The organism is Ruegeria sp. AH7 (genome assembly GCF_056541325.1).
Genome location: NZ_JBQFYF010000002.1, coordinates 199,018 through 211,350, shown reverse-complemented (window position 1 = coordinate 211,350; position 12,333 = coordinate 199,018). Strand labels below are relative to the sequence as shown.

Here is a 12,333-nt window from a genome sequence, read left to right as displayed (position 1 = left end):
ATGCACATGCTTGCCCCAACTGTGCGCATACGTTTATCTGCGCCTATGACTGGACCACGCTATACATCGCTTACCCAAACCCTTCCCGCCACCGTGCCGTTTGTTGGCCCTGAAACGCAGGAACGTCAGCGCGGTGCACCGTTTTCGGCGCGTCTGGGCGCAAATGAGAACGTGTTCGGCCCCTCGCCCCGCGCGATTGAGGCCATGCGTGGGGCAAGTGCCGAGATTTGGATGTATGGCGATCCCGAAAACCACGATCTGCGTAACGCCCTGGCGGATCATCATGGGATCGCCCCCGAGAACATCGTTGTTGGCGAAGGGATCGACGGGTTGCTGGGATACCTGGCGCGGCTGATTGTCGAGCCAGGAGATGCGGTTGTGACCTCGGATGGAGCCTACCCGACCTTTAACTACCATGTCGCGGGTTATGGCGGGGTTTTGCACAAGGTGCCCTATGCCGGGGATCACGAAGACCCACAGGCCCTGTTTGCAAAAGCGGCCGAGGTTGGTGCCAAACTGGTCTATCTGGCCAATCCTGACAACCCAATGGGCAGTTGGCACAGTGGCGCAGATATCGTTGCCGCGATGGACGCTCTTCCCGAGGGATGTTTGCTGGTGTTGGACGAGGCCTATGTGGAATGCGCCCCGGAAGGCACCGCAGCCCCTGTGCGAGCCGATGATCCACGCGTGATCCGAATGCGCACATTTTCAAAGGCCTACGGCATGGCGGGTGCACGGGTTGGGTATGCGATTGGTGCACCCGAGTTGATCCTGTCCTTCAACAAGATACGCAACCACTTTGGAATGAACCGTGCAGCCCAACCGGGGGCGCTGGCGGCGTTGGCAGATCAGGCTTGGCTAGGAATGGTGCAACATCGCGTTGAAACCGCGCGCAGTCGTATTGGCGAGATCGCGCGAGAGAATGGGCTGATCGCTTTGCCTTCGGCCACAAATTTCGTCGCAATTGATTGCGGTGAAGATGGCGAGTTTGCCAGGGCGGTGTTGGCGTCCCTCGTGGCGCAAGGCATCTTTGTTCGTATGCCATTTGTTGCACCACAGAACCGGTGTATCCGCGTCAGCTGTGGTACCGAAGATGATCTAACGGCTTTTTCCAGGGCTCTGCCGATCGCGCTGCAGGCTGCACGGTCGAGCGAGGCATCCGGTTGAGGCAGGGGGCTCTGCCCCCGCCGCGCGGCGCGCGCCTCCCCCGGGATACTTATGGCCAGATGAAGCGGATCAGGCCTGGTTCGCCAGGATTGTCGCAGCAGCCTCGAGCGCGCCGTTACCGCGTGGTATGTTCAAGGCCGCCATTGCGGTTTCCACGCCGCCTAGCATCGCCATAACCATCTGGGCGTTTACATAGCCCATATGGCCGAGGCGGAAACAGCCGTCCCAGTCCTCCATCCCCAAGCCGATGCCGAGCGTCAGGCCGAGGTGGTTTTCGGTAAAGTTGCGCAGCGGTGTGCCGCGCCCTTCGGTCAGGCGTAGGGCGGTGACCGCATGGCTGCGATAGGCCGGATCGGCGACATTGAAATGGAGAGCACCGCCCTGCGCCCAGACCTCGCAGGCGGCCCAGATCGCTTTGGCAAGGTGCCGATGACGGGCCCAGACGTTTTCGATACCCTCCGCATGAACCATGTCGAGCGCTGCACGTAGACCGTAAAGGTGATGTGTCGGCGCGGTGCCGTCAAAATATTGGTAGAATAATTCAGGATTCGCGCGCGGCTGCCAGTCCCAATAGAGCGAGACACGAGGAATTGCGGCCCGTTTTGCCTGGGCTTTGTCGTTAAAGAAGACAAAGCCTATGCCGGGCGGTGTCATCAGCCCTTTTTGGCAGGCGGTGACTGTCACATCGACGCCCCAAGCGTCCATTTCGAACCGATCACACCCGAGTGAGGCGATGCAATCCGCCATGAGCAGCGCCGGATGGTTCAACTCGTCCAGAAGCGTGCGCAAGGCTGGGATATCATTGCGGATCGAGCTGGATGTATCCACATGGACGGCAAGAACTGCCTTGATTTCATGCGCTTGGTCGGCCCGCAGAACATCTGCAATTTGGTCGAAATCCCATGGAGAAGATGTGCCGAAATCAATCGTTTTGACCTTGGCACCAACTCCTTCGGCCATCTCAGCCCAGCCATAGGTGAACCTACCAGAGGCCGGAGCCAGAACGGTTTCGCCGGGCGCGATCACGTTCGAAAGCGCAGCCTCCCACGTTCCGTGGCCGTTGGCGATATAGATGGCGACGTTGTGTTCGGTGCAGGCGACGCGCTTTAGATCGCGCGTAAGGGCAGGCATCATATCAACCAACTCGCCGTCATAGATATTGGGCGACGGGCGGTGCATGGCCTGCAGCACCGCGTCAGGCATAACAGAAGGGCCGGGAATGGCCAGATACTCGCGCCCATGCGCGAGGGAGGGTCGGTTTGTCATGAGGGCAACCTGTTTGAATTGAGGCCTACCCTAGCGTTTCGCCCTGCGACGTCAATCCATCAGACCAGCGGCCTCGCGCGCAAGGGATTCGATCCCGGACCAATCGCCGTTTTGGACCATCTGCTGGGGCACAACCCAGCTGCCGCCTGCGCAGATCACGTTGGAGAGAGACAGATAATCACGCGCGTTTGAGGGCGAGACACCGCCCGTGGGGCAGAAAGTGATCTGAGGCAGAGGCGCCCCAATGGCTTTCAGGGCCGGTGCACCGCCCGACGCCTCGGCAGGGAAGAATTTCAGCATGTCATAGCCCTTTTCCAGCAGGGCCATCGCCTCACTCGCGGTGGCAGCGCCGGGCAGAAGGGGCAGGCCTTCGGCTTCGCAGGCGGCGATGAGGGCGTCGGTCGCGCCGGGCGAGACGCCGAACTGCGCACCCGCCTCTTTGGCGGCGCGGACGTCTTCGGGGGTGACCAGCGTGCCTGCGCCCACGACGCCTCCGGGCACAGCGGCCATGGCACGGATCACGTCCAGCGCGGCAGGGGTGCGCAGGGTGACCTCAAGCGCAGGAAGCCCACCTGCGACCAGCGCCTCGGCCAAGGGGCGGGCGTGGGCGGCGTCATCCACGACCAACACTGGTACGATTGGAGCCAGCGCGCAGATCTCGCGGGTGCGTTGGGTTTTAGACATAGGTTAAACTCCAAAAATGCCGGCACCCGTGTCGGCGGAGCCGACATTCTGGCGGAACGCGCCGAAGAGGTCGCGGCCGACGCCGTGCTGGTTGGCAGACAGATCAGCAGTGGCTGGGGTACGGTCGAGGACGCCGGGGTTGAGGATCTCAAGCTCACCCTTGACTGCATCGACGCGCAGCAGATCACCGTCTTGCAGATAGCCGATGGCACCACCGTCCAGCGCCTCAGGGCAGACATGGATGGCGGCGGGAACCTTGCCCGACGCCCCAGACATGCGGCCATCGGTGACCAGAGCGACCTTTTGGCCTCTGCCCTGAAGGATCGACAGTATCGGCGTCAGCGAGTGCAGCTCGGGCATACCATTGGCCTTCGGGCCCTGGAATCGAACAACGACGATGACGTCATCAGTGAACTCTCCGGCCTTGAAGGCGGCTTTGACGTCGTTTTGGTCGTGAAACACACGGACGGGCGCTTCGACCACTTGGTGTTCGGGTGCCACGGCTGAGACCTTCATGACGCCGGTGCCCAGATTTCCGGTCAGGCGCGACAGGCCACCGGTGGACTGGAACGGGTCCTTTGCCGGGCGCACGATCTTTTCATTCAGGCTGTGGCCCGCGCCGTCCTCCCAGACCAACTCGCCGTCTTTCAGCTTTGGTTCCTTGGTGTAGTTGTGAAGGCCCTGCCCCGCGACGGTCAGTGTGTCAGGGTGCAGCAGCCCATCGTCCAGTAGCGTACTGATCGTAAAGCCCAAGCCCCCCGCGGCGTGGAAGTGGTTCACATCGGCCAGACCGTTGGGATAGACCCGCGCGACCAGTGGGACCACTGCGGAGATGTCGGAAAAATCCTCCCAATCCAGCACGATACCACCCGCGCGCGCCATGGCGATCAGGTGGATCAGCAGGTTGGTCGAACCTCCCGTGGCCATCAAGCCAACGATACCATTGACGAAGGCGCGTTCATCGAGGATCTGGCAGACCGGTGTGTAGTGATTGCCCAACGCGCTGAGAGACAGGGCGCGGCGCGCGCCTTCCTCGGTCAGAGCATCGCGCAGAGGCGTGTTGGGGTTGACGAAGCTGGAGCCCGGCAGGTGCAGGCCCATGAACTCCATCAGCATCTGGTTGGTGTTGGCGGTGCCATAAAAAGTGCAGGTGCCGGGGCCATGGTAAGCTGCCATTTCAGCCTGCATCAGGGCGTCGCGACCAACCTCTCCGGCAGCGAATTGCTGGCGCACCTTTGCTTTTTCGTCGTTGGGCAGACCGCTGGTCATCGGACCAGCCGGTAGGAAGACGGCCGGCAGATGGCCAAAGGCCTGCGCGCCGATGATCAGGCCGGGCACGATCTTGTCGCAGACGCCCAGAAACACAGCCGCGTCATAGGTGTTGTGGCTGAGGGAAACTCCTGTCGCCAGCGCGATCACATCGCGCGAGAACAGCGACAGCTCCATCCCCGCCTCGCCTTGGGTCACGCCGTCGCACATGGCGGGAACCCCGCCTGCGACCTGCGCTGTGCCACCTGCTGTTCGGATCGCCTGACGGATCAGTTCGGGATAACGCTCAAACGGCTGGTGAGCCGAGAGCATGTCGTTATAGGCGGTGACGATACCAAGGTTCCCAGCCGTACCGGTCGCCATCGAGTTCTGATCCTCACCGGCACCGGCATAAGCATGCGCCTGACCACTGCAGGACAGATGCGCACGGGCGGGGCCTTTGGATTTGGCCTGTTCCATCCGCTCAAGATGCGGGCCGCGCAAGTCGGTGCTGCGGTCGATGATACGTTTAGTGACGTCCGAAATAACTGTATTGACCATGATTACCCTCCGATCTGACGCCAGCGGCGTCCATCGCGATGCATCAGCATCAATGCTTCTTCGGGCCCTGAACTGCCCTGATCGTATTTTGCGGGCTTGTCGCCACGCTCTTCCCAGCCGTGAATGATGGGATCGACCCAGGCCCAGGCGGCCTCGGCTTCGTCCCCGCGCATGAACAAGGTCTGATCGCCGCGGATAACGTCCATAATCAGGCGTTCATAAGCGTCCGGGGATTGACCATCATCGCCCAACGCGTCGGCAAAGCTCATGTCCAGCGCCACGTCAGACAGGCGAAACCCGCCCTGCCCCGGTTCCTTGATAGTGGTGCGCAAGGTGATGCCCTCATCCGGTTGCAAGCGGATCACCAGCACGTTGCCGTGCAAAGGGCCAACATTCGGGAAAATCGTATGCGGAGGATCGCGGAAGAACACGGCGATCTCAGATTCACGGGCCCTCAGGCGCTTGCCGGTGCGCAGGTAGAACGGCACCCCCGCCCAGCGCCAATTGCCGATATGCGCCTTGAGCGCGATATAGCTTTCGGTGCGGCTAGCCGGGTCACCAACATGATCCAGATAGCCATCGCTGCCCTTGCCCGTGCGATACTGACCGCGCGCGATATCCTTGGGCTCAACGGGTTCCAGTGCTTCGATCACTTTGACCTTTTCATCGCGCACCGCGTTAGGCGCGAATTTCGAAGGCGGCTCCATCGCGGTCAGGCAGAGCAATTGCACCAGGTGGTTCTGGATCATATCCCGCATCGCGCCGGATTGGTCGTAGTAAGCACCACGTCCTTCGACCCCGACGGTCTCAGCCACCGTGATCTGCACGTGATCAACATGCGTGGCATTCCACAGCGGTTCGAACAAGGAATTGGCAAAGCGCAGCGCCATCAGGTTCTGCACGGTTTCCTTGCCCAGATAGTGGTCGATCCGGTAGATTTGATGCTCTTCGAAACAGGCGCGCAACCCTTCGTTCAACGCCTTGGCCGAGGCCAGATCATGGCCAAAGGGTTTTTCCACCACGATCCTGCTGTCGGGCGTGGCCAACCCATGATCGTGCAGCCGTTGCGCGATACCCGAAAACAGGCTGGGCCCCACGGACAGATAGAAAGCGCGCACCACATCAGGTCGCAGCGATTTCGCCAGATCAGGCCATCCTGAATCGCCCAGCGCATCCACCGGGAAATAGTCGACGCGTGACAGGAACCGGTCCAAAATGCCCTTGTCATATTTCGGGGCAAACTCATCCATCGACGCGCGCAGTTGTTTGCGAAACCCTTCACTGTCCATGTCCGAACGCGCCGTACCAATAATACGCGCATCTTCGGGCATCTGACCGACCTCAAAACGGTGATACAGCCCGGGCAAGATCTTGCGTTGCGCCAGATCGCCCGTCGCGCCAAACAGCACGAGGTCAAACGGGTCTACAGGAATTACACGTGAGACCATGGCCTGGTTCCTTTTGCATCCACCTGTGCCAGCCCATCATGCCCCATGATTTGAGAAGGTGACACTGCCGTCATAAGAATGTTATCGCTAACATTTGTGGTTGTAATAAGTAGATAGACCCAAGAAATCAAGCATGGATTTGCGCAAAGCCGCAGGTTTTCCGGTTAGCTCTGGCTGCGCAACCACTCCATCACCGAAGGTCGCACAGATTGCTCGCCCCGGTGGCGTGCATCGGCGATGATCTTGCGCACTTCCTGAAGGTTCGAACGCAACAACAGGCTTTTCACAGGACCAATCGAGGCCGGACGCATCGACAAAGTCCGAATTCCCATCGCCGCCAAGCACAGGGCCTCGACGGGCCGGCCCGCATCCTCACCGCAGAAACTGAGCGGCGTATCCGAGATATCGCAGCGTTCAACCACGCGTTCGATAAAGCTGAGGAAGCTGACATTAAGGGTGTCATACCGCCTGCGCACCAATTCGTTTTCGCGATCGGCCGCAAAGAAGAACTGTTTCAGGTCGTTGCCACCGATTGAAATGAAATCGACCTCGTCAAAGAACTTCTGCGGTGCGAACCCCAAAGACGGCGTCTCGAGCATCGCACCGACTTCCAGCGTTTCGGGCAGCACATGACCCAGTCGCTTTTCCCGCTCGATGGTCTTGTTGACCTCCCATCGGGCTTCACGAAACTCATCGGCCTGCGCGACAAAGGGGAACATAACCGTTAAGGGCCGCCCATTCGCCGCGCGGATCAGCGCCTGCAGCTGCATCCGCATGACGCCACGCTTATCCAGACCCACGCGGATCGCGCGCCAGCCAAGGGCCGGGTTTGGCTCGGCCACATGTTTCATATAGGGCAGCACTTTGTCTGACCCGATATCCAGCGTGCGAAATACCACGCGTTTCTCACCTGCTGCGTCCAGCACGCGTTGGTATTGCGTAACAAGTTCAGACCGTTTCGGCATCTGATTACGGACCAGGAATTGAAGCTCGGTCCGGAACAATCCAACCCCTTCGGCCCCCGAATTATTCAGCGACGGCAGGTCTGCCATCAGACCCGCGTTCATCACCAGATTCATCCGTGCGCCGTCCTGTGTCACGCATGGTGTTTCACGGATCGAGGCATAGCGTTCCTGCGCTTTGGCCTGCATTGCGATCTTGTCGCGGAAGGCGCTGACCACCGTATCCTCGGGGCGCAGGTGCACAACACCTTGGTCGCCATCGACTAGGATATGATCCCCATTGAGCGCCTCGGTCGTGATGCGCCCCACATGGACAACCAATGGGATCGCCAAGGCACGTGCCACGATGGTCGCATGGCTGCCGACAGACCCTTCTTCCAGCACGATGCCTTTCAGCGAGCGGCCATATTCCAGCAGATCGCCTGGGCCAATGTTGCGCGCAATTAGAATCGGATCCGGTGGCAGGTCCGAACTATCAGTTTTACCCTGCCCCGTCAGGATCCGCAGCAGACGGTTGGACAAATCATCCAGATCGGCCAGACGCTCTCGTAGATAAGGATCTGTAACCTGCCCCATACGGGCCCGCGCCTGCGACTGCTCTTTCTCAACCGCCGCCTCGGCGCTGAGGCCCAGCGCAATGTCTTCCTCCATCCGGCGCATCCAGCCTTTGGAATTCGCGAACATCCGGTAGGCTTCCAACACTTTCAGCTGGTCAGAATCCCCGCCCTGAGAAATCTCCAACATCTTGTCGACGCCAACGCGCAACTCTTCGACCGCCTCGACCAGCCGCTCACGCTCTCGATGTGGATCATCGGCAATCGGATTGGTGATTACAACGCGCGGCTCGTGCAGCCAGACATGCCCCTCGGCTGACCCTTCCTGCGCCGGTCCGCCCCGCAGCAGTACGGATTGCTGGTGCAATGGAGACAGCGCCGCACCTTCACCGACGAACGCGCCCAGCTCGGCCATTTCGGCCAACACCATGGCGACAACTTCCAGAGCGTAGACCTCATCAGCAGAATACTCGCGCGCCTCGCGCGACTGAACGACCAGTACGCCTAGGTTTTCGCCCAATCGCTGTATCGGAACACCCAGAAAAGACGAGAACCGTTCTTCACCGGTTTCCGGCATGTAGCGAAAACCTTTGGCCGATGGCGCGTCGGCGGTGTTCACGATCTTGCCAGACTTGGCTACACGACCGACCAGCCCTTCGCCCATCCGCATCCGCGTTTTATGAACCGCCTCGGGCGATAGGCCTTCGGTTGCGCAAAGTTCCAGCGTTTCCTCGTCTCGGAATAGATAGACCGAACACACCTCGGCCCGGATGCTATCGGCGATCAGATGAGTGATCCGGTCAAGCCGTTCCTGTCCGGCGGCCTCGCTCGCCATTTCTTCGCGCAGCCGTCCCAGCAGCTTGCGGGATTCAGTTTCGGTGCCGTCCGCCATGGCCCACCCAAATTAGTGCGTCAGGCAAGACCTTTGGCTGAAATGCTCAGGCCGCCTTGTCCAGTTCAAAGGCATCATGCAGTGCCTGAACAGCAAGTTCCATGTATTTCCGATCCACCAGAACGGAAATTTTTATCTCAGAGGTTGTAATGACCTTAATATTGATCCCCTCATCCGAGAGAACCTTGAACATCTTGGCCGCAACACCGGATTGCGAGCGCATACCGATTCCAACCACCGAGACCTTGCAAACGTCATTATCGGCAACCAGCTCGGCATAGTTCAGCTCGCCCGCATCCTTGATCGCCAGCAGCGCTTTTTCAGCGCGCGCGACCTGATCGGTCGGGCACGAGAAGGTCATGTCCGTGCGACCTTCGTCCGAGATATTCTGTACGATCATGTCGACATTGACGCCCTCATCGCTGAGCGCGGTAAAGATGATCGAGGCGATCCCGGGGCGGTCGGCCACCGAGACCACAGTCATCTTGGCTTCGTCGCGGGAATAGGCCACACCGGCCACAACATTGGATTCCATGATATCCTCCTCATCGCAGACCAGCGTGCCTGCATTGTCGGATTGTTCTTCGAAACTGGACAGCACCCGCAGGCGCACCTTATAGCGCATCGCCAACTCGACCGAGCGGGTCTGTAGAACCTTTGCGCCCAGTGAGGCCAGTTCCAGCATTTCCTCGAACGAGATTTTCTCAAGCTTGCGCGCCTTCTCGCAGATGCGCGGGTCGGTCGTGTAAACGCCATCCACATCCGTGTATATGTCACAGCGCTCGGCCTCGAAAGCGGCAGCAAAGGCCACAGCCGTCGTGTCTGAGCCACCCCGGCCCAGCGTTGTGATACGCCCTTCGGGGCTCAGGCCCTGAAACCCGGCGACAACCGCGACTTTCATGCCTTCCCCGAACTTCTGGTTCAGGTTGTCGGTCGGGATTTCTTCGATCCGCGCCGAAGAATGAGCACCATTGGTCAACAACGGAACCTGCCAACCCTGCCAACTGCGTGCCGGGATATCCATTTCCTGTAGAGTCAACGCCATCAGACCTGCGGTCACATTCTCGCCCGAGGAAACCACAGCGTCATATTCACGCGCATCGAACAGCGGTGAGGTTTCATTCACCCAGCCCACCAGTTCGTTGGTCTTGCCGGACATGGCCGAGACGATGACGATCACGTCATATCCCTTGGCCACCTCAACGCCCACACGCTTTGCCGCGCGGCGGATACGGTCAAGATTGGCAACCGATGTGCCTCCGAATTTCATCACGAGTACGGGCATGAGGCCAACTGTCTCCGTGCCTTGGGCTGTTAGTTCCGTGCCTCATATGCGAGGGGGGGATCAAGGGCAAGGGCGCAATCAGGCTTTGCCTGCGACCCAGGGCTGCTTTACAATCAGCGGGCACAGTGTCAGCCTGTCCTTCGCAATCATTCCAAGAGGTTATTTATGCTCCGCCTTGCCGCCGCCTTCGTCCTTCTGTCCTCTCCCGCCATTGCTCAGGTCGCAAGCGTGGCAGGAACCGATGGTCAGAACGCTTTGGGTACCGTCCCTTGCGCGGTCAATGCCGGTGACCCGCTGCAAAGCTGCAATGCGGAACTGCGCCGTCGCGATGATGGCAGCGCCACCCTGGCGGTGGCCTTGGGCAATGGCGAGGTGCGCAACATCTATTTCACCGATGGCGTGCCGGATTCCAGTAGTTCTCCTTCGAAACTCAGCTACGAAACACGCGGTGATCTGCTGATCATATTCATCGAACCCGGAGAGGTTTATGAACTGCCAAAGGCAGCGCTGAACGCTCAGTAAGCATGCGGCTGGCCATCATAGGTCTCAAAGCAACCGGTATTGTCCAATGAGAGCGCGTCAAAGCGTTTGATGAGGCCTGAAACGGCCTCATCCACGTGAATATCGGCTGACGATCCGCCCATATCCGTCTGCACCCAGCCCGGATGGTAAATCCCGACTGCAATGCCATCTGCCCTTAGATCGGTCGCCAGATTACGTCCCAGATTCAACGCTGCCGCCTTCGAAGCACGGTAGATATAACTGCCACCTGGCGCCCGCGAGTGTGATGCCATTTGTGATGAGAGAATTGCGATTTTGCCGCCAGCAGCCTTTAAATTTGGTAGCAAAGCCTGAATGGTTAGAAAAACACCGGTGACATTCGTCGCAAAGCTCTGTGCCCACATGTCTGCCGGATAGCCATCGAGGCCCTGACCCTTGTCAAGATAAACGCCTGCATTGCAGATCAGCAGATCCAGCGGTTGACCTTCTAGCTGCCGCGCCATCGCCTGATGATGCGCGCTATCTGAGACATCCAACTGTATTTCAGCACTATTGTCGCGGGCCGTGCCGGTGACATTATGACCCTCAGCGCGATATTGATCCGCCAGAGCCTTTCCGATTCCGCGATTGGCTCCGGTAATCAGTAGATGCATGGATCAATTCGTCTTTCTGCTGGGCACAAAGGGCAACGGGGCGACGGGCACGCCATCTTCGATCAGCGCTTTCGCCTCATCTGGCTTAGCCTCGCCATAGATCGATCGTTCGGGCGCGTCGCCCAAATGCATCTTCCGGGCTTCGCTGGCAAAATCTTTACCAACATAGTCCGAGTTCTCCTCGACCTTGCGGCGCAGCTCGGCCAGCGCTTTCTCTATTTCAGGCGCGGGTGTCGCCACACTGATCTCATCGGATCCTGAAGGCGCTGTTGCGTCGGGTTTGGGCGCGGCCTTACGTGCGGGGCGTACCCGTGGTGTCATGATTGCTTTTTCCACTTGCGAACATCCGCAGACCGCACAAGTCACAAGGCCTGCGGCTGCCAGCTTGTCAAACGCTTCGGCTGACTGGAACCAACTGTCGAATGTGTGGCCTTCGACGCATTTCAACGCGTATTGAATCATTTTTCACCCAAAGAAGCGATGGCCGAATAGATACCGACCGGCAAGACAATATCAAGCCCTACAAAAGGATGATCAATGCAGGCCGGACTTAAAGCTACGCAAAATGACGGCAAGTTCGGGTGAAGCCACCTTGGACGCTGCTTTTTTCAGCGAGCACCATTGCCGCTTGCGCTGCCCTTTTTCCGGAAACTCCTGTGCCAGGGATTTCACGTGCAGCGGATACACGTCGACCATACACAAAACCGGCCCTTTTCTGGGTCGCATCTTCACAAAAGGGAACTGTCCCAGCGATTGGTCACTACATTTTCCGACAACACCCGCCTCTTCCCAGGCTTCCTGCGTAGCGGTTTCGGCCGCCGTCAATCCGGGCATCAGCCAGCCTTTGGGGATGATCCATCGCCGGGTTTGCCGTGTCGTGATCAACAGAACCTCCGGCCGGCCCAGCTCAACCCGATAACATAAGGCAGCTGCTTGCGGTAAAATCGCAAGATTTTCCACACCATGCCATAGCTCGGATGAAAGCCGGGCGTTCATCGCGACAATCCCTTTCACAAGAGGTTCAAGCCTGTCTGTCAGGTCGCTGATTTTTGTCCTATTTTGCGAACCTGATAGTTTTTGATACCACATCATGCGGTTCAAGCCAAGGTTGC

The 12,333-nt window shown here is 59.1% G+C and carries 11 protein-coding genes; 2 read left to right on the top strand and 9 right to left on the bottom strand.

Annotated elements, in window-relative coordinates:
- Positions 1–45 precede the first annotated feature (45 nt).
- Entirely contained in the window at positions 46–1,167 is a 1,122-nt protein-coding gene (locus ACR0JX_RS05500; RefSeq protein WP_480542108.1) for a pyridoxal phosphate-dependent aminotransferase, read from the top strand.
- Positions 1,168–1,236: 69 nt separating this feature from the next.
- Here ACR0JX_RS05500 and ACR0JX_RS05495 read toward each other — a convergent pair whose 3' ends face one another.
- The 6 genes from ACR0JX_RS05495 to ACR0JX_RS05470 form a co-directional block, all read right to left on the bottom strand.
- Positions 1,237–2,433, bottom strand: coding sequence for a pyridoxal-phosphate-dependent aminotransferase family protein (locus tag ACR0JX_RS05495; protein WP_480542106.1), 1,197 nt, complete (start codon positions 2,431–2,433; stop codon positions 1,237–1,239).
- Between the two features lie 51 nt (positions 2,434–2,484).
- A complete protein-coding gene (locus ACR0JX_RS05490) occupies positions 2,485–3,117 on the bottom strand; it encodes a bifunctional 4-hydroxy-2-oxoglutarate aldolase/2-dehydro-3-deoxy-phosphogluconate aldolase (RefSeq protein ID WP_480542104.1) in 633 nt (210 codons plus the stop codon).
- 3 nt (positions 3,118–3,120) lie between these two features.
- Positions 3,121–4,926 carry a phosphogluconate dehydratase gene (gene edd, locus ACR0JX_RS05485; protein ID WP_480542102.1) on the bottom strand — a complete coding sequence of 602 codons (1,806 nt, stop codon included), beginning with the start codon at positions 4,924–4,926 and terminating at the stop codon, positions 3,121–3,123.
- A gap of 2 nt (positions 4,927–4,928) precedes the next feature.
- On the bottom strand, positions 4,929–6,374 hold the full coding sequence (gene zwf, locus ACR0JX_RS05480; RefSeq protein WP_480542100.1) for a glucose-6-phosphate dehydrogenase: 1,446 nt from the start codon (positions 6,372–6,374) through the stop codon (positions 4,929–4,931).
- 164 nt (positions 6,375–6,538) lie between these two features.
- Positions 6,539–8,782, bottom strand: coding sequence for a phosphoenolpyruvate--protein phosphotransferase (gene ptsP, locus ACR0JX_RS05475; RefSeq protein ID WP_170530932.1), 2,244 nt, complete (start codon positions 8,780–8,782; stop codon positions 6,539–6,541).
- 46 nt (positions 8,783–8,828) lie between these two features.
- Entirely contained in the window at positions 8,829–10,067 is a 1,239-nt protein-coding gene (locus ACR0JX_RS05470; RefSeq protein WP_480542098.1) for an aspartate kinase, read from the bottom strand.
- Positions 10,068–10,232: 165 nt separating this feature from the next.
- Between ACR0JX_RS05470 and ACR0JX_RS05465 the strand changes: the two genes are divergently transcribed.
- Complete coding sequence (locus tag ACR0JX_RS05465) at positions 10,233–10,589, top strand: hypothetical protein (RefSeq protein ID WP_480542096.1); 357 nt, start codon at positions 10,233–10,235, stop codon at positions 10,587–10,589.
- On the opposite strand, the gene ACR0JX_RS05460 is transcribed toward ACR0JX_RS05465, so the two are convergent.
- The 3 genes from ACR0JX_RS05460 to ACR0JX_RS05450 all read right to left on the bottom strand — a co-directional run bounded on the left by ACR0JX_RS05460 (position 10,583) and on the right by ACR0JX_RS05450 (position 12,313).
- Positions 10,583–11,221 carry an SDR family NAD(P)-dependent oxidoreductase gene (locus ACR0JX_RS05460; protein ID WP_480542094.1) on the bottom strand — a complete coding sequence of 213 codons (639 nt, stop codon included), beginning with the start codon at positions 11,219–11,221 and terminating at the stop codon, positions 10,583–10,585. The two genes, ACR0JX_RS05465 and ACR0JX_RS05460, sit on opposite strands and share 7 nt — an antisense overlap.
- 3 nt (positions 11,222–11,224) lie before the next feature.
- Complete coding sequence (locus tag ACR0JX_RS05455) at positions 11,225–11,683, bottom strand: DUF1178 family protein (RefSeq protein WP_480542092.1); 459 nt, start codon at positions 11,681–11,683, stop codon at positions 11,225–11,227.
- 72 nt (positions 11,684–11,755) lie between these two features.
- Positions 11,756–12,313, bottom strand: a complete 558-nt coding sequence (locus tag ACR0JX_RS05450) for an NUDIX hydrolase (RefSeq protein ID WP_480542976.1) — start codon at positions 12,311–12,313, stop codon at positions 11,756–11,758.
- Positions 12,314–12,333: the final 20 nt, after the last annotated feature.

Coding starts and splice junctions, on each gene's coding strand:
- ACR0JX_RS05500 (WP_480542108.1), top strand. CDS start 46: ATGACTGGACCACGCTATACATCGCTTACCCAAACCCTTCCCGCCACC.
- ACR0JX_RS05495 (WP_480542106.1), bottom strand. CDS start 2,433: ATGACAAACCGACCCTCCCTCGCGCATGGGCGCGAGTATCTGGCCATT.
- ACR0JX_RS05490 (WP_480542104.1), bottom strand. CDS start 3,117: ATGTCTAAAACCCAACGCACCCGCGAGATCTGCGCGCTGGCTCCAATC.
- edd (WP_480542102.1), bottom strand. CDS start 4,926: ATGGTCAATACAGTTATTTCGGACGTCACTAAACGTATCATCGACCGC.
- zwf (WP_480542100.1), bottom strand. CDS start 6,374: ATGGTCTCACGTGTAATTCCTGTAGACCCGTTTGACCTCGTGCTGTTT.
- ptsP (WP_170530932.1), bottom strand. CDS start 8,782: ATGGCGGACGGCACCGAAACTGAATCCCGCAAGCTGCTGGGACGGCTG.
- ACR0JX_RS05470 (WP_480542098.1), bottom strand. CDS start 10,067: ATGCCCGTACTCGTGATGAAATTCGGAGGCACATCGGTTGCCAATCTT.
- ACR0JX_RS05465 (WP_480542096.1), top strand. CDS start 10,233: ATGCTCCGCCTTGCCGCCGCCTTCGTCCTTCTGTCCTCTCCCGCCATT.
- ACR0JX_RS05460 (WP_480542094.1), bottom strand. CDS start 11,221: ATGCATCTACTGATTACCGGAGCCAATCGCGGAATCGGAAAGGCTCTG.
- ACR0JX_RS05455 (WP_480542092.1), bottom strand. CDS start 11,683: ATGATTCAATACGCGTTGAAATGCGTCGAAGGCCACACATTCGACAGT.
- ACR0JX_RS05450 (WP_480542976.1), bottom strand. CDS start 12,313: ATGATGTGGTATCAAAAACTATCAGGTTCGCAAAATAGGACAAAAATC.